22 protein-coding genes are annotated in these 21364 nt (G+C 33.9%); 8 read left to right on the forward strand and 14 right to left on the reverse strand.

From position 1 onward, the window contains the following. Window positions 1–14: 14 nt before the first annotated feature. From H6578_05105 to H6578_05120, 4 genes are all read left to right on the forward strand, one after another. A complete protein-coding gene (locus tag H6578_05105) occupies window positions 15–1514 on the forward strand; it encodes a hypothetical protein (GenBank protein MCB9226528.1) in 1500 nt (499 codons plus the stop codon). A gap of 30 nt (window positions 1515–1544) precedes the next feature. Then, window positions 1545–3164: a hypothetical protein gene (locus tag H6578_05110; protein MCB9226529.1), complete on the forward strand. Its 1620-nt coding sequence runs from the start codon at window positions 1545–1547 to the stop codon at window positions 3162–3164. 5 nt (window positions 3165–3169) lie between these two features. Then, a complete protein-coding gene (locus tag H6578_05115; GenBank protein ID MCB9226530.1) occupies window positions 3170–4561 on the forward strand; it encodes a hypothetical protein in 1392 nt (463 codons plus the stop codon). 74 nt (window positions 4562–4635) lie between these two features. Continuing rightward, the gene (locus H6578_05120; protein ID MCB9226531.1) at window positions 4636–6768 is read left to right on the forward strand and encodes a hypothetical protein; all 2133 of its coding nucleotides are present in this window, start codon (window positions 4636–4638) and stop codon (window positions 6766–6768) included. Between the two features lie 10 nt (window positions 6769–6778). On the opposite strand, the gene H6578_05125 is transcribed toward H6578_05120, so the two are convergent. Further along, the gene (locus tag H6578_05125; protein ID MCB9226532.1) at window positions 6779–7579 is read right to left on the reverse strand and encodes a DUF2797 domain-containing protein; all 801 of its coding nucleotides are present in this window, start codon (window positions 7577–7579) and stop codon (window positions 6779–6781) included. Between the two features lie 193 nt (window positions 7580–7772). On the opposite strand from H6578_05125, the gene H6578_05130 reads away from it, so the two are divergent. Genes H6578_05130 through H6578_05140 form a run of 3 tightly spaced genes read left to right on the forward strand, consistent with a single transcriptional unit; the run spans window position 7773 to window position 9238 of the window. Further along, window positions 7773–7988 (forward strand): helix-turn-helix transcriptional regulator, encoded by a 216-nt coding sequence (locus H6578_05130; GenBank protein ID MCB9226533.1) that lies wholly within the window; start codon window positions 7773–7775, stop codon window positions 7986–7988. After that, window positions 7969–8304, forward strand: coding sequence for a HipA N-terminal domain-containing protein (locus H6578_05135; GenBank protein ID MCB9226534.1), 336 nt, complete (start codon window positions 7969–7971; stop codon window positions 8302–8304). Before H6578_05130 ends, H6578_05135 begins: the two co-directional genes overlap by 20 nt. Next, window positions 8297–9238: a HipA domain-containing protein gene (locus H6578_05140; protein MCB9226535.1), complete on the forward strand. Its 942-nt coding sequence runs from the start codon at window positions 8297–8299 to the stop codon at window positions 9236–9238. Before H6578_05135 ends, H6578_05140 begins: the two co-directional genes overlap by 8 nt. Here the strand turns inward: H6578_05140 and H6578_05145 are convergent. Genes H6578_05145 through H6578_05155 form a run of 3 tightly spaced genes read right to left on the reverse strand, consistent with a single transcriptional unit; the run spans window position 9235 to window position 12116 of the window. After that, on the reverse strand, window positions 9235–10068 hold the full coding sequence (locus H6578_05145) for a GntR family transcriptional regulator (GenBank protein MCB9226536.1): 834 nt from the start codon (window positions 10066–10068) through the stop codon (window positions 9235–9237). The two genes, H6578_05140 and H6578_05145, sit on opposite strands and share 4 nt — an antisense overlap. Window positions 10069–10107: 39 nt before the next feature. Then, entirely contained in the window at window positions 10108–11103 is a 996-nt protein-coding gene (aroF, locus tag H6578_05150) for a 3-deoxy-7-phosphoheptulonate synthase (GenBank protein MCB9226537.1), read from the reverse strand. 2 nt (window positions 11104–11105) lie between these two features. Further along, entirely contained in the window at window positions 11106–12116 is a 1011-nt protein-coding gene (locus H6578_05155) for a CBS domain-containing protein (GenBank protein ID MCB9226538.1), read from the reverse strand. A 143-nt stretch (window positions 12117–12259) separates the two neighbouring features. On the opposite strand from H6578_05155, the gene H6578_05160 reads away from it, so the two are divergent. Then, a complete protein-coding gene (locus tag H6578_05160) occupies window positions 12260–12916 on the forward strand; it encodes a hypothetical protein (GenBank protein ID MCB9226539.1) in 657 nt (218 codons plus the stop codon). A gap of 6 nt (window positions 12917–12922) precedes the next feature. Here H6578_05160 and H6578_05165 read toward each other — a convergent pair whose 3' ends face one another. The 10 genes from H6578_05165 to H6578_05210 are packed head-to-tail and all read right to left on the reverse strand — an operon-like array spanning window position 12923 to window position 21352. Further along, entirely contained in the window at window positions 12923–13144 is a 222-nt protein-coding gene (locus tag H6578_05165; GenBank protein MCB9226540.1) for a hypothetical protein, read from the reverse strand. 20 nt (window positions 13145–13164) lie between these two features. Continuing rightward, window positions 13165–13704 (reverse strand): DUF420 domain-containing protein, encoded by a 540-nt coding sequence (locus tag H6578_05170; protein ID MCB9226541.1) that lies wholly within the window; start codon window positions 13702–13704, stop codon window positions 13165–13167. 5 nt (window positions 13705–13709) lie between these two features. Next, on the reverse strand, window positions 13710–14414 hold the full coding sequence (locus H6578_05175) for an SCO family protein (protein MCB9226542.1): 705 nt from the start codon (window positions 14412–14414) through the stop codon (window positions 13710–13712). Further along, window positions 14414–14770 carry a cytochrome C oxidase subunit IV family protein gene (locus H6578_05180; GenBank protein MCB9226543.1) on the reverse strand — a complete coding sequence of 119 codons (357 nt, stop codon included), beginning with the start codon at window positions 14768–14770 and terminating at the stop codon, window positions 14414–14416. Before H6578_05180 ends, H6578_05175 begins: the two co-directional genes overlap by 1 nt. 28 nt (window positions 14771–14798) lie before the next feature. After that, a complete protein-coding gene (locus tag H6578_05185) occupies window positions 14799–15488 on the reverse strand; it encodes a cytochrome c oxidase subunit 3 (GenBank protein MCB9226544.1) in 690 nt (229 codons plus the stop codon). A 9-nt stretch (window positions 15489–15497) separates the two neighbouring features. After that, on the reverse strand, window positions 15498–16124 hold the full coding sequence (locus H6578_05190; GenBank protein ID MCB9226545.1) for a cytochrome c oxidase subunit 3: 627 nt from the start codon (window positions 16122–16124) through the stop codon (window positions 15498–15500). A gap of 3 nt (window positions 16125–16127) precedes the next feature. Then, entirely contained in the window at window positions 16128–17027 is a 900-nt protein-coding gene (gene cyoE / locus H6578_05195; GenBank protein MCB9226546.1) for a protoheme IX farnesyltransferase, read from the reverse strand. 7 nt (window positions 17028–17034) lie between these two features. Beyond that, on the reverse strand, window positions 17035–18837 hold the full coding sequence (locus tag H6578_05200) for a cbb3-type cytochrome c oxidase subunit I (GenBank protein MCB9226547.1): 1803 nt from the start codon (window positions 18835–18837) through the stop codon (window positions 17035–17037). 43 nt (window positions 18838–18880) lie between these two features. Then, on the reverse strand, window positions 18881–19930 hold the full coding sequence (locus H6578_05205; GenBank protein MCB9226548.1) for a cytochrome c oxidase subunit II: 1050 nt from the start codon (window positions 19928–19930) through the stop codon (window positions 18881–18883). Between the two features lie 12 nt (window positions 19931–19942). After that, window positions 19943–21352 carry a quinol:cytochrome C oxidoreductase gene (locus tag H6578_05210; protein ID MCB9226549.1) on the reverse strand — a complete coding sequence of 470 codons (1410 nt, stop codon included), beginning with the start codon at window positions 21350–21352 and terminating at the stop codon, window positions 19943–19945. Window positions 21353–21364 lie beyond the last annotated feature (12 nt).

Genomic DNA, 21364 nt, shown 5'->3' on the forward strand with positions numbered 1-21364 from the left:
TTAAAAATAACAACATGAAAAAAATATACTTAACATTAATAGCATTAATAGGATTATTATCTGCCCAAAACGTAGGGATAGGTACTGCCTCTCCCGATGCAAGTGCTAAACTGGATATAGTATCTACCAGTGGTGGAATATTAATACCACGAGTAAATATACAAAGTGCTACAGATGCTACAACAATTCCTACACCAGCCACAGGCTTAATGGTGTGGAATACAGGAGCAACGTTTGGCACAGCAGGCTTTTATTTCAATTCCGGTACTACGGTTTCCCCTACATGGGTAAGAGTATTAGATTCTTCAAGTTCATTAAATGATGCCGATGCCGACCCTAATAATGAAATACAAGATTTATCATTGAGTGGAAATACTTTGAGTTTAAGTGGAGATGCTACCACCGTTAATTTAGCACCATACTTAGATAATACAGACGACCAAAAAATTGATATTTTTAGTTTAAGTGGCAATACACTTCAACTTTCATTAGAAAGTGATGGAGAAGCTACCAAAACAGTGGATTTAAGTGGATTTAAAGACCATAATTTCTATGAAATAGGACAAACAAGAGGTGCTGATAATATTGCAGATAATATTTTTACCAATGGAAGAGTGCAGTTAAATGGAACTGCTGATGCTTCCGGCACAGCAGGGACAGGCGTTTTAGAAATAGCAAATAGTTTAAGACTAGATGGAAATGAAATTATTACGAATAGCAATACAATATTATATCTTCAAAATGATAATAATGGAGATTTAAGAGTGGACGGTTCAACACTTGTGGTGGATGCAAGTACCAATAGAGTGGGCATAGGCACAACAGCACCTGCCCAAAAACTATCTGTATTTCCCGACCAAAATGAAAGTGCAGAAATAGGCAGAGCACATATTGGATATATGGGGCATAATGATTGGGCTGGTTTTTCACATATTGATATGAATGGAACAGGAACTTATGCCTTGTTGCAAAATAGTACTGGTAATACTTTATTAAATTCGGCATCAGGACAAACAATTGGATTTAGAAATAATAATTCAACACAATTTGAAATGCAGACAGACGGAGATTTATCTATGTTGGGAGATAATACTATACACATGAAAAATAATGTAGTATATGTAAAAAACACAGGTACTTACAGCCCTAACAGCACTAGCAATTCGTACTTTGATGTAACTGGATACACAGGGTATTTACAAGTAGAAACCGGAGATATTATTAAAGTAGAAGCCAATTGGAATGCAAGGTTAGAGGGTGGTAGTGGAAATGATGATTTTTACATTAGAGTATTTGGAGATGGAGTAACCTGTGCAGATAGAAATTTTATAACAAGTGGATGGATAAGACCTGATGAAAGCGGTGGTAATCACGATAATATGAAGAGTATGTCATATATGGATTATTGGGTAGCTAATTGTACAGGGACTATGCGTTTTAGGCTACAAATTTCAAATACAGGAGACGATGATTGGGAGGCTCAAGATATTGTTTTATTCGTAACAAAATATTAACTTTAATATTTTATTCTAACTATTTAACCTATGAAAAAATTTTTATTCTCTCTATTCATTTTAACCCTCTGTTTCAAGGCATCCGCCCAAAACGTAGGTATAGGCACAGCTACTCCCGATGCAAGTGCAAAACTTGACGTAACTGCTACTGACAAAGGTTTTTTACCTCCAAGGGTAAATTTAACAGCCACTAATGTAGCTACGCCAATAACATCTCCTGCTACAGGATTATTGGTTTATAATCAAGCTACGGCAGGTACTGCTCCTAATAATGTAACTCCCGGGTATTATTACTGGGATGGTAGCAAATGGACAAGATTAAATTTAAACAGCAAAGTTGCTCCACTATATATAAGAGGTACGGGGCTTAATAATAACTCTGCTAGAGTTTTAAGAATAGGCGATACCCAGATTTATAGTACTGCTAGTGGTCGTGGGTTGCGATTAACTATTATCAGTAAATCTACTCACGCTGTATTAACGGATGCTACTTATGACAGCTATGGCAATGTTATAGATGCAAATAATTTAGCAACAGCATTAAACGGAATTAATAATGGACAAATAGGTATATTAACAAGTTACGATGCTTGGGAAGGTGCAGTTACATCTACTCTTGAAGCTGCTTTTAAACGCTTAGGGTTATACAAAGCATTATTAACACCAACAGGGTCAAGAAGACCTTATGCCGCCATATTTGAAGGTTCATCAAATAGTAGTGTCCCTTCAGCATCTGCTGTAGAGGTAGAACATAGTGGAGATGCAAACCAACCCTATGCAGAAATAAGAGGGTGGCTAATAGACGGTAGCTTTGTAGCTACCACTCAAGTACCTTCCGGTTTGGCTACACCTGTAGGCGAATATGCTGTGGGAGTAGATGAAGCAGGTAATGTGGGGATAGGGACAGATTCCCCTAATGCTAGTGCAATACTTGATATAAGTTCTACAGATAAAGGAGTTTTATTGCCTAAAGTGAGCCTAAGCAATACTAATACTTTTGGATTATCCGGTACATCAAATACGGAAGGAATTATGTTATATAATACAAACACCACAACAACAAATGGTTTGGGGAAAGGATACTATTATTGGAATGGCACAGCATGGTCAAAAATGGATGTTGCTGGTATTGTTGGAGATATAAAGCTAGGAGTTCAGCCAGCAGACCATAATGGTTGGATAAAATTAGATGGACGTTTAATAAGTTCATTATCTACAACTCAACAAGCTGCTTGGTCTTCACTTGGTATTTCCGGTTCTAATTTACCAAACGCAACTGATAAAGTGTTAAAACAAAAATCTGGATCATTATTCTCATCAGGAGGAAATAATTCAGTTACTATAGCACAGACTAATTTACCAAATGTAAATTTTTCTGGTTCAACTTCCACAGCAGGAAATCACAACCATAGTTTTTATACTGCAAATCATGATACTAATTCTTCTTCTTCTCAAGGATATCCTGCGGGCAACAATCATGATGCATTCAGAACAACAGATAGAAGACAGAGAACAGAAAATAATGGCACTATTCAAAATGCAGGCAATCACTCTCATACTGTTACTGTAAATAGTGGTGGATCAGGTTCAGCATTAAATATTGAGAATAACTACTTAAACGTAAATACATTTATATACTTAGGAAACTAATCACTATGAAAAAACTACTACTTACTATAACAATATTTACCTTAATCTATGGTTTACAAGCCCAAAACGTAGGTATAGGCACTAACACACCTAACGCCAGTGCCAAACTTGACGTAACCGCTACTGATAAGGGTTTTTTACCGCCAAGGGTAAATTTAACAGCCACTAATGCTACTACTCCTATAACATCTCCTGCTACAGGATTATTAGTTTATAATCAAGCTACGGCAGGTACTGTTCCTAATAATGTAACCCCGGGATATTACTATTGGGATGGTAGTAAATGGACAAGATTAAATTTAAACAGCAAAGTCGCTCCACTATATATAAGAGGTACGGGGCTTAATAATAACTCTGCTAGAGTTTTAAGAATAGGCGATACCCAAATTTATAGTACTGCTAGTGGTCGTGGGTTGCGATTAACTATTATCAGTAAATCTACTCACGCTGTATTAACGGATGCTACTTATGACAGCTATGGCAATGTTATAGATGCAAATAATTTAGCAACAGCATTAAACGGAATTAATAATGGACAAATAGGTATATTAACAAGTTACGATGCTTGGGAAGGTGCAGTTACATCTACTCTTGAAGCTGCTTTTAAACGCTTAGGATTATACAAAGCATTATTAACACCAACAGGGTCAAGAAGACCTTATGCCGCCATATTTGAAGGTTCATCAAATAGTAGTGTCCCTTCAGCATCTGCTGTAGAGGTAGAACATAGTGGAGATGCAAACCAACCCTATGCAGAAATAAGAGGGTGGCTAATAGACGGTAGCTTTGTAGCTACCACTCAAATACCTTCCGGTTTGGCTACACCTGTAGGCGAATATGCTGTGGGAGTAGATGAAGCAGGTAATGTTGGAATAGGAACAACCAATCCTACGGAAAAACTTCAAGTAGAAGGCAATGTACTAACACAAACTATAAGGTCTGTATGGAACGCAAGTAATACTGAAACCGTTTCAATTAATACAGATCTTACCACCAAACGCTACCACGTTTCTACTCAATATCAAGGTAGTAGCCGTACCAGCGTACCTTTAGATATGACTATTATGAACGAGCTTTGTGGCGATGAGGATGGTTGCGAAATCCGTTTTTTAATGAAAAAATGGGATAGTGATTTAAAAACAACTGCAGCCGCACGTTCCGGACTTTTCTTTTATGACACCAGCAGTGGAAGATGGCGTTTAAGTACTGATAGTGAAGGAATTGATGGAGATAACAATGAAACACATATCTATAATTATTGGGGTTGCTATTTTACCGATCACCAACATATTAACAGTGTGGCACAAAATGACGGTACGAAACAACTTTATCTCCTTACTTGGGATCAAAGTGGTACAAATGCTAACAAAACTTGTGAAATGGTAATTGACGACTAATTTTTTTTCTTAGTTACTAATAAAAAACTAATATTAAAGGATATCATTTATATCTTTACATAAAACTAATTATTATGAAAAAATTACTACTTACTATAACAATATTTACCTTAGTTTATGGTTTACAAGCCCAAAACGTAGGTATAGGCACTAACACACCTAACGCCAGTGCCAAACTTGACGTAACCGCTACTGATAAGGGGTTTTTGCCACCAAGGGTTAATTTAACAGCCACTAATGCTACTACTCCTATAAGTTCTCCTGCCACAGGATTATTGGTTTATAACCAAGCTACGGCAGGTATAGTTCCTAATAATGTAACTCCCGGGTATTATTACTGGGATGGCAGTAAATGGGTAAGAGTAGATAATCAACCCGACCATGATTGGCATAAAACAAATGGCACTGCCGACCAAGGACAATCAACAACTATTGGAGATAATATATATACCAATGGAAATGTGGGAATTGGTACAGTTAATCCAACTACCGACTTAGACATAAATGGCTCAATAAAAATTAGTGGTGGTAGTCCGGAAAATGGCAAAGTTTTAACCGCTATAGATACTGACGGAAATGCTGTTTGGGAAAAACCGGATAAAGGATTATTTAATTCGGGAAGCGTTACAATGGGTAATTGGTACAGAATAGCTCAAAATGATGGCTCAGGAAAAAGAGCAAATGCTGAATTTACTTTAAGAGATTATATTTCGGGCGGAGGTCATTCCACATTACGTTTTATTGCAGGAATTTCTTATAATAATGCATCGGATGCATCTTTTACACTGTTAAACCATTCCATATATTCTACTGCTACTTTTACTAAAGTTAGAATTTTAGAAGGGAGTACTTACGATATTCAATATTTAGAAGTCTATGTTGAAAGAACCGGAAATGTAGATTATTCAATAAAAGATAATTTACAAAGTAATGATTGGCAACCTGTAGATTGGGTATTATCAACAGGAATACCCGGTGGATATAATGCTATTGAATATGAAGTAAATAAACTAATGACTGTAGGAGATAGTGATGATAGATTTACCATAAATAGAGGGGGCAATGTGGGTATAGGCACTTCCTCCCCAACAACTAATTTAGATGTAAATGGTACAGTAAGAATAAGAGGTGGTTCTCCAGCCTCAGGAAATGTACTTACCGCTACAGATGCTAATGGTAATGCTCAATGGATGAAAGCAGGACAAACTATTTATCAATTACCAAATACAGCAGGAACTGCTCAATGGGTTAAATTGGGTACGCTAACTATTGGTCAAGGCGGTCAAAGTGCTTATTTTAAAATTATAAGCAATTCAGGATATAATGCCGCCACCTCGCAAAACAATGAAGTATTTATACGGTTTAAAACAAGTAATGCAATTAGTGTAGATGCCAATGGTTTTGCCGGTGATGCCACATACTGGTACACAGGAGCACAGGATCGTTTTTATAATTCAGATGGAATTAAATTTGTAGCAAATACGGGAGGCACAGGTGCTACAAGCTACGATTTATATATGAATTTTAAAACATACACAGGTGCCGGTTCTTTTTATACGGTAGAAACTACCTCTGGAACGTGGACTCACATAGGGGCTTTAGGACAAACAGACCCGGGAGCAGGAAGTTCCTCTGTTTTAGTTGTTCCACATGTTTATAATTCTGATGACATATATACAAGTGGGAAAGTAGGTATAGGTACTAATAATCCTGTAGATAAATTAGAAGTAGTGGGCGGAAACATTAAAATCAATGGCACTACAAATACCAATAATATAACTGGAGGAAAACTAATTTATAATAATACAAGTGGTCTTGGAGGCGGTGTAGCTCAAAAAGTTGAAAGAAATACAAAAGTACAGCTTACCAATAATACTACAAACTATGAAGTATATAGCGACCCTTATGTTTCTATTGCCGTGTATAGAAGTAGTAGTAATTATTACTTAACAATGAGTCCCAAAACCGGACATACCGGTTGGTGGGATTACACTTATGATAGCGGAGGTAGTGATGTAAATTGTGCTACCGCAGGTACTTATTATATAATGGGACCCAACATAGGTGTTTCATATACAGGAGGCGTTGAAGTGGTAATAAACAAAGAGGGCAGTTTAACCTATCCAACTTATAGAGTATGGCCACACCTTCACAGTAGTACGGGTACAGCAATAATGACAGTTATAGTAGAAGCTTGGTATCCATAATATTATTATTCTACCACCTCAAACTAACCAAATAACCACTGTGGTTGCGTACATTAAAAACTTGTCCGCTACCAAAATATAGGTATTGCCCTTTTATACCTCTTAAAGTACTTTCTATTATTGGTACAGTATCTAAACGTACACTTTTAATTTTAGCAGGATAATTTTCTACAGGATAATTTAAACTGATTATTGTGTCGTTATCTGAGATAAATTCATGATAAGCTGCATCTAAATAATAGTTTAAAACTTCCTCTTTTACTTGTAGCAAATCATCTGTAGCAACAATATTTTTAAGCATCTGCTGCCAGTTGGTTTTATCCGTAAAATGATTTTTTAATTGCACTTCTATTTCTCCTGCCAATCTTCTATAAGGCACTTCTGCTAAAATAATGGCTTCACTTGCCCCTTGGTCTATCCAGCGTGTAGGTACTTGAGTAGCTCTTGTTACCCCCACTTTTATAGCACTTGATTTTGCTAAATAAACTACATGAGGTTGGTTGTGGTGTTTTTGTTCCCATTCTATATCTCTACCTTTGCCTAAATGTGCTTCACACAGCTCCGGATTAATAATACATGGCGAAGATTCCGGTGCACTCATAAAACAAGAATAGCATGCCCCATTACCAAAAGATTTTTTGGTTTTTTTACCACAAATAATGCAGTTTATTTGCCCTTCAAACTCTAATATTATAGGTTTGCCTATTAATTCATTCATGGGCAACCACTCATTATCTACAGCTAAAAAATATTGAATTTCATTTTCTAACTTAGTTGCCATTTTACTTAAATTGGTAGTAATATTAGACATTTTCTATTTTTTGTAAAAGTAAGAGGATTGACTTTAAATGCAAAATCTGATTTTTGAAGAAACCTACGTGCAAGTATTACTATCACTTATAATTATATGCTTTTACATATAATTTTACTAAAATAAATTTATTTATACGCAAATGCATATAATTTTTATTTTTTTATTATTTTTGTATGTAAATACATATAAAATGACTGAAATTTCAGACTTTGTAAAAAGAAGAAGAAAGCAATTGAACCTAACACAAGAAGAATTTGCAGAGAAATCGGGTGTAGCACTGACTGTTATTAGAAAGATAGAGCAAGGGAAAGATAACCTTAGTTTGTCAAAGGTTAATCGGGTTTTACACATGTTTGGTCATATTTTGGGTCCTATAAAAATACATGATGAGGCAAGGAATTATTAAATATAACAATATAAAAGCAGGAATATTAACAGAACAAGATAATGGAGAATATTGCTTTGAATATGATAAGGATTACATTAAAAACTATCCAAATCAATTTATTACCTTTAATATGCCCATTAGAATAAGCCCTTACTTTAGTAAAAGACTTTTCCCTTTTTTTGATGGATTAATTCCCGAAGGTTGGCTGTTAAATATCGCTTCGGAAAGTTGGAAAATTAACAAAAATGACCGTATGGGACTTTTGCTCGCTTGCTGTCAAAACGCTATTGGGGCAGTAAGTGTGCACACTGTAAATTCTAATAAAGATGTCTAAATGCTTGTATTGTTATAAAAAACTTGAAGAAAATCAAGTAGATTTTCATCCAAAATGTTCTAAATCTTTTTTTGGCACAAGTAAAGCTCCAGTTTTGCCTTATCATTTAAGGGAAATGGAAAAACTAGCTAAGGAGGCTGTAGAACAATCGGTAACTGTTCCCGGTGTTCAGCCCAAACTGTCTTTGGGTTGGATAAAGGATGAATTAGATAAAGGTCAATCTGGTAGATTAACTATAATGAATGCTTTAGATGGGAGGTACATTTTAAAACCTCAAAATGCTAACTTCCCTCAAATGCCCGAAAATGAGCATCTTTCTATGAAATTAGCAGCCTTGTTTAATATTGATATTGTACCCATTAGTTTGATTCGCTTAAAATCGGGAGAACTTTGCTTTATTACTAAACGAATAGATAGAAATTTGAATGGCACAAAAAATCACATGATTGATTTTCTGCAAATTCTTGAATTGGAAGATAAGTATAAGGGAACAATGGAAATGTTGGGGAAAGAAATTGGAGAGCTATCGGTAAACACTTTATACGATAAGTTGCGATTTTTTGAATCTACTGTTTTTAATTTCATTATTGGCAACAATGACATGCATTTAAAAAATTATTCTATGTTTTTATCTGAAATGGGGTGGGTTCTTTCTCCTTCCTATGATTTACTAAATGTTAAAATGATACTACCTAAAGATAAGGAAGACATAGCTCTACTGCTTGGAGGTAAAAAGAGTAACTTTAAAAGGGGATATTTTGATAGGCTTGGGTTCGCTTTAGCATTAAACGAAAAACAAATTGACGGAGTTTATAAGCGACTTAAAAAATGGTTACCAAAGGCAATTGAGCTTATTGACAACTCTTTTTTAAATGAAAAAAGAAAAATGGCATACAAAATACTAATAACAGAAAGAGTTAAGATTTTTAGTTAATCTACCAATTTCACTCCATTTTTCTCTATGGTAATGAATTTGTTTTTATATAAATTCCCTATTGCTTTTTTGTAGGCTTTTTTACTCATTTGCAGATTTTGCCTTACCTCTTCCGCATCACTTTTATCGTGATAAGGCAAAAAACCACCATTTTTTCTTAATATTTTAAGTATAGTTTCGGCATGTTTTTCTAAAGAAGCTACTCCTGGCGGTTCAAAAAGTAAGTCTATTTTTCCATCTTCACGCACTTGCTTTATGTAAGCTTTTGTTTGCATTCCGGTGCTTACTTCTTTAAAATTTTCATTAAAATAAGCTAAGCCTTTGTAGGCATTGTTTACTATACAATTATATCCCAAAGGAGATTCGCCCAACACCAAAACACTCACTTCTTCTTGTTCTTTTAAAGTTTCTTTAGCATCTTTTTTAATAAACTTATCCCATTTTGAGCTGGCTGTCAATCTTTTAGTTTTTTCATCTAAATACATATAAACCAAATGGTATTCGCCTTCCTGCATTTTAGATTTTTGTTCTTGAAAAGGTACAAACAATTGCTTGTCTATGCCCCAATTTAAAAATGCACCAACTTTGTTTACGCTTCCCACCTCTAAAAAAGCAAAACTATCTATAATTATTTCGGGAGTTTGAGTAGTGGCAGTTATACGCTCATCGCTGTCTAAATAGATAAATACAGTTATTTCATCATCAATTTTTAGATCATTTGGTACAAATTTATTGGGCAGCAAAACATCTTCTCCTACTTCATTACCTAAAAAATAGCCTACGCTTGTTTCTCTAAGTACTTTTAATGTGTGGTATTTACCTATTTCCATTTTTTAATTTTGTACAGTTATATCTCATCAACTAACCAGCTAAACCAATGTTCTTCCCACGGCATTTGCCACTGGTTTTAAGCTGGCTTGAAGCTGTGCAAATTCATCAAAATTTAGTTGTTGTGCTGCATCACTCCATGCTTCTTTAGGTGTAGGGTGCGTTTCTATAAGTAAGCCCTCTATACCCATAGCCACACACGCACGAGATAAATCCGGCACGCCATAAGCATATCCCATAGCATGACTTGGGTCTAAAATTATAGGTAAATTAGTTTTCTCTTTTAAAAAAGCTACGCCACATAAATCTAAAGTAAAACGCGTATTGGTTTCAAAAGTTCTAATTCCTCTTTCGCATAAAATAACATCATCATTGCCACCGCTTAAAATAAACTCGGCTGCCTGCACAAACTCTTGTAGTGTAGAGCCAAATCCTCTTTTTAACAAAATAGGTTTTCGGGCTTGTCCACATCTTCGCAAAATACCGTGGTCGTACATGGCTTTAGCACCTATTTGTACAATATCGGCATACTCAATAACGTCATCTACATGGCTGGCATCGCGTACTTCTGTTATAATTTTTAAGCCGTATTTATCTCGCATTTTTGCCAGCAGTTTTAAACCCTCTAAGCCTAAACCTTGAAAACTATATGGCGATGTGCGGGGTTTATAACAGCCCGCTCGCAACACTTTCACTCCCTGTTCTACACAAAATTTAGCCGATTTTTCTATTTGTTCTTCGTTTTCTACACTGCATGGCCCAGTTATCATTAAAGTATGGTTATACTCCCCTCCTATTTTTATGTTTCCAATGCTTATTTCTCGCGTTCCCGAAATATATTTCTTGCTCGCCAACTGAATATCGTTTGGAACAGCCACATATTTAGATACTTTTTCTTCTAAATATTTGGGTAACTCTTGCAATTTAGAAGGCGTAACTAAAACTATTTCTTCCTTTTCTATTAAAATAGCTTTTAATTTATCTGCTATTTGCTGTGCCTCTTTGCCGTCTATATTTTTATTTAAGTGTATTATCATATTTAGCCTTCGCCTTTTATTAGTTCATTAAAAGTTATCATTCCTTTTAGTTTATTATTGTTATCCACTACGGGCAAAAACAACAAAGGAATATTTGATTTTTTTATAAAAGAAAGCATTTCATAAGTAGTATTACTCTCTTTTATGGTTTTTGGAAATGGATTTATAATGTCTGCTAACTTTATATTGTTCAAGTTTTGCATATTTTTTAGCAAACCTTTTCGCAAATCTGCATTACTGCTTATTCCTTCTAAAGCTCCATTTTTTGTAAATAAAACTACACCCATTTTATATTGCTCTATAGCTTCTACGGCTTGCTTAAAATTTGCATTTTCCATTTCTAAAATAGGCAATTTATCTAAATTTAGCATAAAATCTTTTATTAAATAATACGACCCTTTTTGATGAAAACGCAAATCGGAAAGAGCCACTGCCGTATTGTTATTATTAACTAAAAAAGAACCCGAAACTGCCATACTAACACCCAATAATCGCAAAATAAACGATACTTCGGCATTAATGCCACCATCTACATATATAGGCGTATTAGGAAAAAGTGCTCTGCATTTTCTTATGCGTTCAAAACTACTTTTTTCAAAAGTGCCACCGCTTTTGCCCGGTGTAGTGGTCATTAATAATATATAATCTAAGTTATTTTTGTAAGGCTCTATAACCTCTAAATCTGTAGTGTTTGTTAGTGCTAATCCTAATTTGTAATTGTTATTTGCAGGCAATTTAAAGCCTTTCTCTAAGTTTTCATACTGAAAACAAAGCTGAGAAACGCCCCACTCATTTGCAAAAGACACAAATTTTGAAATATCACTACTAATAACATGCAAATCTATGGGTGTATTAGAAATGCTTTTAATGGCTGTTATATCTTTAGCTACTTTTTCGGCATCTTTATCAAAACAATCAATATGGAAATAATCCAGTTTAAGCTCATCAAGTTCATGAACCAAAGAAGGCAAGTCTTGCTGCTTAGCAGAATACAATGAAGCCGAAATTTTCACGGTGTAAAGGTACAATTTATACCAGTTGTTAACTCAAAATAGTTTGGACTATTTTGAATTTCTAATCGGTATTAACAAAAGATTGATTAAGTTTTGGAATAAATAAAGCTTATTTTTGCAAAAAATTAGAATAATATATGTGGATGAAATTGTACAAACAGTATTTAATTTACAGGCTTTATATTGGTATTGCTTTTTTAGCACTTTCCATAGTTTTAGCTGTTATTGGCAATAATTGGGGTTGGTTTTCTTTAACTTTAACCATTGCTTTAATCTCTATTATTTCTCATTTTTTATTTGGTCCATTGCGTTTAGTGCAAGATGCTGTAGAACAACAAGATATGGAGTTGGCACAGAAGTATTTAGATATGGTTCAGTTTCCAAAGCTGTTAATTAAGCCTGTGCGTCAAGGTTATTATATGATTAAATCTAATTTAGCTTTAACTAATAAAGATTTTTCTAAAGCTGAAGATTATATTAAACAAAGTATTAAAAGTAAAAACAGCATAGCCGGGCAGGAATATGAAGGGATGTCGTACATGCAGTTAGGTATGCTAAATATGCAAAAAGGCAATACTAAAGAAGCTAAGAAAAATTTAAGATTGGCATTAAAACACGGCTTGCCTGATAATGATTCTACGGCTACCACTTTACTCCAACTTTCAAGTATAGAAATTTCTGCTCGCCAATTTCAAATAGGGAAAAAGTATTTTAGAGAAGCTAAAGCTTTAAAGCCTAAAAACCCGGAGATAGTAGCTCAACTTAAAGAAATGGAAAAATATATTTCAAGAGTTAGATAAGAGAAACTACTCAAAATATTTTTTGCCTTTAAGTGCTATAAAAACAAAAAAAGAGAAAAATACAAACACAAAAAACAAGATATACAATACTCCGGTATTAATGCCTGCCGCTTGGGTATTCCCTGCTTCTACGCTTGTTTCTGCTCCTGCCTTACACATAGCACATTGTGCCCATGCCATTTGTGCATAAAATAAAACTATTGCTAATAAAGCTATTAACTTTTTCATACTGTAAAGTTAAGTAAGTTTTAAAAATTATAAAAAGGAGAAATCATAATATAAACTAAAACACCCGAAACTGCCACATAAAACCAAAATGGCCAAACTTTCCTTGCTAATTTTTTATGTTTTTCATATTTATTGCTCCAAGCGTAGTAAAAAGTCATTAAAATAAAAGGCATAATAAATGCCGCCAAAATAATATGCGTAGCTAAAAGCAATAAGTAAACTATTTTTAAAAATCCTTCATCGGTATATCTTGTGGGTTCTGCCAATGTATGATATATAACATACGACACTAAAAATACTGCCGAAACCACAAAGGATAAGAACATTGTTTTTTTATGCAGTTCTGTTTTTTTTGTTTTAATAAAATATAAACCGACTACCAAAAGCAAAGCTACAATGCTGTTTAAAATAGCATGAAACTTTGGAAAAAAAGACAAATCTAAGCCCGTAACGGTTCTTTTATCTATTCCCCAGTTTAAAACTCCTACTAATAATGCCACAACCACCGATAGTGCCACAATAATCAGTTTTGCTCGTTTTTCGCTTAATTGAATTGCCATAATTATTATCTTTTAAATTCTTTTTGCAAAAGTAATATATCTCCCATAAGTATATTCACTTTATTTTCTGATGAGCCGTCATAATAGCCTCTGATATTCCAATTAGGGTCTAATAAAATAAGTTGTTTAGCATTAATAATATCTTCACTACTTTCAAGGCTTTTTTTCATCTGCTTTGCCAATTTTAATTCGTCATTGGCTAAATTAACAATTTGCTCTTCGCTACCGTTTAAAAAATGCCATTTTCCGGGTATTGCTCCATACTGCTGTGCATATTGTTTTAACACGGATATTGAATCCGTTAATGGTTCTGTAGTAAAAGACAATAGCACTACCCTATCATCTCTTATCATTTCAGATTGTATGCGTGCAAGTTGTTGGCTAATTTTTGGACTAACAGTTGTATTATTTACACTAAAAAAGTTAGCTACAATAATTTTATCGTGCAAAACCTCTTTAGTTATTTCTTGATTATACTGATTTACAAAATTAAAATTGTTAATGGCGTAATATACACTATCTACCCTATATTTTCCAGCACCTAAGTTTACAGTATCTATACCCACAGGATACATCTTTCGGGGGTATTTCATTGTGCTTAAATCTTCCCGTGCCTCTTTGGTATAGAAATAAAAAACAGTTAAAATTAAAAAGGGAATTAAGGCTACAATTATGAGCCAGTATTTTTTTACGTATTTGCCTTTATCCATTAAAAGAATATGGTATAAACAAACTCTCTTAGTTGATAGTAAGCAAATCCGTCATAAGCAAATGATAAAATATACCATACTAAGAACACAAACGGAAATAAAAGCGTAAACACAAAGCCTTTTTTCTCGTGCCCTACGTGCATAAATACTTTCATAATCCAGTATGCTTTTACCAAACTCATTATGGTTACAAAAACCATTAATGGCCATCGCGGCAAAGACATGGCTTCCATTAATTTATATTCGTATAACAAAGCTAAAGAAACCTCCAAAATTGTAACAACAGATAGTATAAGCGTTGTTTTGTAAACGTCTTTAACGTTTTGTTTATATTCTTCTTGAGTCATATGTGCCATTGCTCTATATTTTTATCTTTTTCTAATATTATAATAAGTAGTATCCTAAGAATACGTAAACCCAAACTAAATCAACAAAGTGCCAAAATAGTCCTATTTTTTCTACCATTCCATAGTTGCCTATTTTATCAAAACGACCTTTAAGCGTTTCTACAAGCAACCAAATATTTAAACCTACACCTGTTAAAACATGCAATCCGTGGAAGCCTGTTATGGTAAAAAAGAACATTCCAAATTGTACTGGACCTTCTCCTTCGCCAGAAGCACTAAATGGTGTATGCCACATAGTCATTCCTTCATGTATTAAGTGTGTCCACTCTAAATACTGACACCCTAAGAAAGTTAATCCCATTAAAATAGTAGGTATTAAAAATTTAACTACGCCCATTCTATTCATCATAAACCCTTCTTGTACGGCACGCACCATAGTTACTGAGCTTATAATTAATATAAAGGTCATTATTGATACAAATATTAATGGGTAATTATTGCCCTCAATACCCGGCAATGTATTAAAAACATTACTTGACAAAGGCCATGTATCTAAATGTGCCGTTCTTGCAGCCGCATAAGCTACTAAAAATGAGGCAAAAATAAAGGTATCTGATATTAAGAAATACCACATCATTACCTTTCCATAGGAAGCATTAAAAACTCCTTTTAATTTTTCCCACTCATGAACTACGTATTCTCCGTTTGATGATGAATCTGCTGACATAAAAATTTTTTATTGATAATTAAAATAAAAAAATACATATAAATATACCCACAAAGCATTTACAAAATGCCAGTAAGTAGTTAATAACTCTAAAGCTAAAACCCTATTGGGATTCACTATTCCACTTCCTTCAAATTCTTTGTCTTTTTTACTCAAATATGATTTTATCCATACTATTAGTAAAACAACTAAGCCGGTTATAATATGCAAACCATGCACTATAGCTAAGAAATAAATAAAAGACCCCGAAACATTTCCACTTAAAGGAAAATCCATATTAGTAAGTGCATTAAAGCCTATTAATTGACTTATTAAAAATGCTAAACCGGAAATGCCACTTACTAATAACAAAATCAAATATTGGTTAAACTTTGCTTTTTTATATGTTTTATAAGTAAAGTAAAATAAGGCACTACTTATTATAGCTATTATTGTACTAATGGTAAATACATTAGGCAATGGGAACTGAGCCCAATTTAAAGTGTCTGCTTTTTTTACTATTAATGAACTGGTGGTAACAGCAAAAAACATAGTAATAGATGCCATTCCTATATATAACATTAACCTAAGTGCAAAAGCACGTGTTTTTTGCTCTTCGTTAAAATTAGGTTGATATGTATTATTTGCTATTTCCAATTTTTAAAAAAATAAATTATCTAACAAAATTGCTACCAAAGCCAAAGGTAAATAAAGAAAAGATGCAAACATTACTTTTCTTGCATTTTCATCAGTTGTATTTTTAAGCAATTTTACAGAAGGTATAATAAATAAAACGGCAGCTATTAAAAGCACTATAAACCCAAACAAATGAACATACCCCAATGAATATATTAAAACTGTAAGTGGAAATAATGCCAAAGTATATACAAACATATTAATGGCACTTCCTAAAGTTTTACCCTTACTTGAAGGCAAAAGCATAATATTAGCTTTTTTATAATCATCATATTGTACCCATGCTATACCCCAAAAATGAGGAAACTGCCAAATAAACTGAATTAAAAATAAATACAAGGCTGTATTGCTCAAATATCCACTGGCTGCCACGGCTCCTATCATAGGAGGCAATGCTCCCGGTATAGCTCCCACAAAAACAGCTATAGGATGTACCGTTTTTAATGGTGTATATATAAACGAATATGTTATTAACGATATAGCCGACAATAAACCTACAACTGTATTAAAGTACAATGACAAGATAAGCAATCCTGCTACAGCAGCTAAACCACCCCAAAGAATGGCTTCTTTAATAGTCATTTTTTCAGCAGGTAAAGGTCTGCTTTTGGTTCTGTTCATTAAAGCGTCAGAATCTTTCTCTATAATTTGATTGAAAGCATTGGCTGCTCCCGAAACCAAAAATCCACCTAAGCCCAATAAAAAGAACGAAATAAAATTATACGAATCTGCCAATAATGCATACCCAACCAACGATGAAAATACTACAAAAGTATTTAACCGTAGCTTGTACAACACTGCCAACTGAGAAAGTTTTGCTTTCACAGCACTTTGAGTTAATGATATGCTTTGAGTTTGACTCATTTATATATTAATGTTCGTGTTCTCCTTCTTCTAAAGGTTTTGTTTGAGGGTTAAATTCATGTCCATTTACACTATAATCATAAGGCCAACGATATACTGTTGGTAATTCTCCCGGCCAGTTTCCATGCCCAGGTACTACAGGTGTTGTCCATTCTAAAGTATTGGCATCCCAAACATTTTTATTTTCTTCAGTTAATTTTTCTCCTTTAAACATACTGTAGAAGAAATTCATTAAAAATGCAAATTGAGAAATAAACACTATAAATGCCGCTACAGTTATTAATACATTCACGTCATGGAAATTATTAAAAGTTTGGAACTGGTCAAAAGCATAATATCTTCTTGGAACGCCAGCCATAAAGTGCATTGGAAAAAACACCAAATATCCACCTATTAAAGTACCCCAAAAGTGCATATAACCTAAAGTGTCATTCATTTTTCTGCCAAACATTTTTGGAAACCACTGATAAACACCTGCCCACATACCAAAAAATGCAGATACACCCATTACTATATGAAAGTGTCCTACCACAAAATAAGTATCGTGCAATTGAATATCTATAGTTGAATTTCCTAAGTGTAATCCTGTGATACCACCTGTAACAAAGAAAGACATAAAGCCTAAAGCAAATATTAATGGAACGGTAATCCTAATATTACCACGCCATAAAGTTGTTATCCAGTTAAAAGATTTAATGGCAGAAGGAATGGCAATAAGTAATGTAAAAATAGCAAATACTCTTCCTATAGCCGGACTCATACCCGTAACAAACATGTGGTGTGCCCAAACAAAGAAACCAATTACCACAATAGCTCCCATAGACATTATCATGGCTTTATAACCAAATACCGGTTTTTTAGCGTGTACAGATAGCACTTCTGAAACTATACCCATAGTAGGTAGTATAATAATATATACCTCTGGGTGTCCTAAAAACCAAAACAAGTGCTGGAATACAATTGGACTACCACCTTTGTATGCTAATAAATCTCCGTTTATAACTATGTTATTTAAGAAGAAACTAGTATCTAATAAACGGTCAAATTCTAATAAACCTGCTGCAGCAACAAGTGCCGGGAATGCTAACACACCAATAACAGCTGTAAACATTAACGCCCATATTATAAGTGGCATTTTTGTTAAAGACAAACCTTTTGTACGCATAGTAAGTATAGTAGAAATATAATTTAAACTACCTAAAGTACTGCCTATTACAAATAATGTAATAGCTGAAAGCCACATATCAAATCCTAAACCGGAGCCTTTGTTTAAAGCCACATCTCTAATACCATTTAAAGGAGGGTAAGCTGTCCATCCACCAGAAGCGGGTCCTGTTTGAATAAAAAATGAAACGAACAACACAACACTGGCAGCAAAGAAAAACCAATATGACAACATATTCATAAACGGAGATGCCATATCTCTTGCTCCTATTTGTAAAGGAATTAAGAAATTACTAAAAGTACCACTTAAGCCTGCTGTTAATACAAAAAACACTAAGATAGTACCGTGCATAGTAACCAATGCGTAGTAAAAATCATTACTTATTTTTCCGCCTTCAGCCCAACTACCTAATACATTTTCTAAAAAAGGAAATGTTTCATTAGGCCATGCTAACTGAATTCTAAAAAATAAAGATAATAATGCACCTACAACTGCCCAAAATATACCTGTAACCAAAAATTGCTTGGCTATCATTTTATGGTCTTGGCTAAATACATATTTGGTCAGCCAACTTTCTTCATGGTGGTGATCATCATGTGCATGACTGCCATGCCCTTCTATTTGATGTCCTATTGCTTCGCTCATGAAATTTTATTTTGTGTTACTTATTTTAATAATTACTGTTTTCTTAATTTGTTGCTATAACTGTTTCGTAATATGATTTTTGGTCTTTAACCCATGCATCATACTCTTCTTGAGTTACTACTTTCACTTCTCTTCTCATAGCAAAATGTGATTTACCACATAATTCTGCACAAGCTAACTCAAATGTGAAATCTTGCCATCTTGGGTTGCCGGTTTCCGGATTAATTTGTTGCCAATATTTACTTTTCTTAAGCACTTCTTCTTTGTACTGTTCTGTAGTGTATTTTGGCGTAAACATAAAACGAGTAGGCATACCCGGCACACAGTCCATTTTAACTCTAAAATGAGGCAAGAAAAAACTGTGAATAACATCTTGAGCACCAAGAATCATATATGTAGGTTTACCTTGTACTAATACTAATTCATCTGCCATAAAATCATCTCTACTATGCTCATCTTCCCAATTAATACCTAATTCATTAATAGTAGATATGTGTTCTTTATCTATTATTCTTTCCCCAAATTTTCCGTCTGTACCAGGGTATCTCATTATCCAACCAAATTGTTTTCCTGTAACTTCAATTTCATGAATAGCTCCCGGCTCTTGTGGCAATGATTTAAAATCAAATATTTTATCCCAAGCACTTAAACCTTTAAAAGATAAAAACACTAAAACTATAGCAGGACCTACTGTCCATATTATTTCTAATTTATTGCTGTGTGTAAAGAAATAAGCTTGCCTATCTCTTCTATATCTATATTTATATACAAAACTAATAAGCACAATATGCACACCTACAAATACCAATATAGCTATTAAACTTGTTATATTAAACATGCTATCTACCCAGTCGCCATGAATACTTGCCGACTCGGGCAACATACGTGGATAAAGAGCATAAAAACTGTATGCCGTAGCCGAAAGACCTATTATAAGAAAAGCCATTAACAATTTAGCTTGTGTATTGCTTTTTCTTTCTAAAGCATCTGTTTTATCTTCTCCAGAAGCAGATAATTCTGTTGCTTTTGCTACCAAAAACATGATAGCAAAAAATAGGACTATCGCCAAAAATATTAATAAACCTGTACTCATTTTTATATACTTTTATATATGGTGATTTAAACTTTCTTTTAAGAACGGATCTTCTTCAATTTCTAATTCTTGACCATCCAATCCTGTAAAAGTTAATAACAAAAAGATTCCTAAAAATCCTGCAAAAAACATCAATTCTATTAAACCCAATCTTGCATAAGATTTAGATTCTTTTTCATGCCCGTGTACTTCTCCGTGTTCTACCGTAGTTTGGTTAGCTTCTGCACCATGTGCATCTGCATGCACGGTATTTTCTTCATTAGCTACAACAGCATGTGTTTCTACTACATTTTGTTCTACTGTTTCAGTAGCCGTATTTTGAGCATATAATACTGTTTCAGCATTTAATAAAGCATGTTCTTCGCCATGTGCTTCAGCATGTTCTACTTTAGCCATTGGTTCATACATAACCATATAGAAAAAATCTAAATAATGACCAAATATTACCATCACAGAAACAAATGCCATAGTTAACATTTTACGCTTAGCATCTCTTGACATTAATGCTAATAAAGGCAACAAGAAATTTATTACTAAAGTAGCATAAAACAAGAATTTAAACAGTCCTACATCAAATCTCTTATTGAACCAAACTGTAGCTTCCGGTACGTTAGCATACCATATCAGCATAAATTGAGAGAACCATAAGTATGTCCAGAATATACTAAAGCCAAACATTAATTTTCCTAAATCGTGAATGTGATCTATATGCACTTTTGGCATATATCCAGCTTGTTTTAATCCTATGATAATTAAAATCATCATAGCTAAACCTGCACATATATAGCTGGCTAAATTATACCAACCAAATAAGGTACTATACCAGTGTGGATCTAAAGACATGATAACCCACCAGCTTAAAATAGAACTACTAACTCCAAATATTAACAAGAAAGCTGCCGATAATTTTTTTGCTTTTGAATATTCTTTCCAATTTTTAATACTTACGAAGTTTTTAGGCAATAAATAAGCAAACAATGCCCACAAACCAAAGAAACCTAAAACTCCTACGGTGTACCAAAATCTTGTTAAAAAAGGAGATTTTCCCGAAACTATAGAATCTACGTGGTGTGGGTCTGCCCAGTGGCTATATAAGCTTGATGGAGCTATCCACATACCTGCTACTATAACTACAAAAAGGATAAAAGCTACAAATAAGAACCTTGACATAGCAATAGGTATTTTTTTAAATACGGTATGCCATCCTCCATATCCTAATTGATGAGCTGTTATAAAAAATACACCTGTTACCGCTATACCTGCAAAGTAGTATGTATTTAATAATAAATTAGCCCAAAAACGGTTATGATGTGCTGTTTTATCAAAAAAGAATGACAATATCATACCTACAACGCCTACGGCTGTAAGTGCATACGCCCATTTCTTTAAATTATTTCCGAATGTAAATGTTTTGTTTGACATATCTTTCTATCT

It is taken from the genome of Chitinophagales bacterium (assembly GCA_020635995.1).
Lineage (GTDB): Bacteria > Bacteroidota > Bacteroidia > Chitinophagales > UBA8649 > JAFMKE01.

What these genes read in the sequence shown, in the direction of transcription:
- H6578_05105 (MCB9226528.1), top strand. Translation starts at nt 15, where the DNA reads ATGAAAAAAATATACTTAACATTAATAGCATTAATAGGATTATTATCT.
- H6578_05110 (MCB9226529.1), top strand. Translation starts at nt 1,545, where the DNA reads ATGAAAAAATTTTTATTCTCTCTATTCATTTTAACCCTCTGTTTCAAG.
- H6578_05115 (MCB9226530.1), top strand. Translation starts at nt 3,170, where the DNA reads ATGAAAAAACTACTACTTACTATAACAATATTTACCTTAATCTATGGT.
- H6578_05120 (MCB9226531.1), top strand. Translation starts at nt 4,636, where the DNA reads ATGAAAAAATTACTACTTACTATAACAATATTTACCTTAGTTTATGGT.
- H6578_05125 (MCB9226532.1), bottom strand. Translation starts at nt 7,579, where the DNA reads ATGTCTAATATTACTACCAATTTAAGTAAAATGGCAACTAAGTTAGAA.
- H6578_05130 (MCB9226533.1), top strand. Translation starts at nt 7,773, where the DNA reads ATGACTGAAATTTCAGACTTTGTAAAAAGAAGAAGAAAGCAATTGAAC.
- H6578_05135 (MCB9226534.1), top strand. Translation starts at nt 7,969, where the DNA reads ATGAGGCAAGGAATTATTAAATATAACAATATAAAAGCAGGAATATTA.
- H6578_05140 (MCB9226535.1), top strand. Translation starts at nt 8,297, where the DNA reads ATGTCTAAATGCTTGTATTGTTATAAAAAACTTGAAGAAAATCAAGTA.
- H6578_05145 (MCB9226536.1), bottom strand. Translation starts at nt 10,068, where the DNA reads ATGGAAATAGGTAAATACCACACATTAAAAGTACTTAGAGAAACAAGC.
- aroF (MCB9226537.1), bottom strand. Translation starts at nt 11,103, where the DNA reads ATGATAATACACTTAAATAAAAATATAGACGGCAAAGAGGCACAGCAA.
- H6578_05160 (MCB9226539.1), top strand. Translation starts at nt 12,260, where the DNA reads ATGAAATTGTACAAACAGTATTTAATTTACAGGCTTTATATTGGTATT.
- H6578_05165 (MCB9226540.1), bottom strand. Translation starts at nt 13,144, where the DNA reads ATGAAAAAGTTAATAGCTTTATTAGCAATAGTTTTATTTTATGCACAA.
- H6578_05170 (MCB9226541.1), bottom strand. Translation starts at nt 13,704, where the DNA reads ATGGCAATTCAATTAAGCGAAAAACGAGCAAAACTGATTATTGTGGCA.
- H6578_05175 (MCB9226542.1), bottom strand. Translation starts at nt 14,414, where the DNA reads ATGGATAAAGGCAAATACGTAAAAAAATACTGGCTCATAATTGTAGCC.
- H6578_05180 (MCB9226543.1), bottom strand. Translation starts at nt 14,770, where the DNA reads ATGGCACATATGACTCAAGAAGAATATAAACAAAACGTTAAAGACGTT.
- H6578_05185 (MCB9226544.1), bottom strand. Translation starts at nt 15,488, where the DNA reads ATGTCAGCAGATTCATCATCAAACGGAGAATACGTAGTTCATGAGTGG.
- cyoE (MCB9226546.1), bottom strand. Translation starts at nt 17,027, where the DNA reads ATGAGTCAAACTCAAAGCATATCATTAACTCAAAGTGCTGTGAAAGCA.
- H6578_05200 (MCB9226547.1), bottom strand. Translation starts at nt 18,837, where the DNA reads ATGAGCGAAGCAATAGGACATCAAATAGAAGGGCATGGCAGTCATGCA.
- H6578_05205 (MCB9226548.1), bottom strand. Translation starts at nt 19,930, where the DNA reads ATGAGTACAGGTTTATTAATATTTTTGGCGATAGTCCTATTTTTTGCT.
- H6578_05210 (MCB9226549.1), bottom strand. Translation starts at nt 21,352, where the DNA reads ATGTCAAACAAAACATTTACATTCGGAAATAATTTAAAGAAATGGGCG.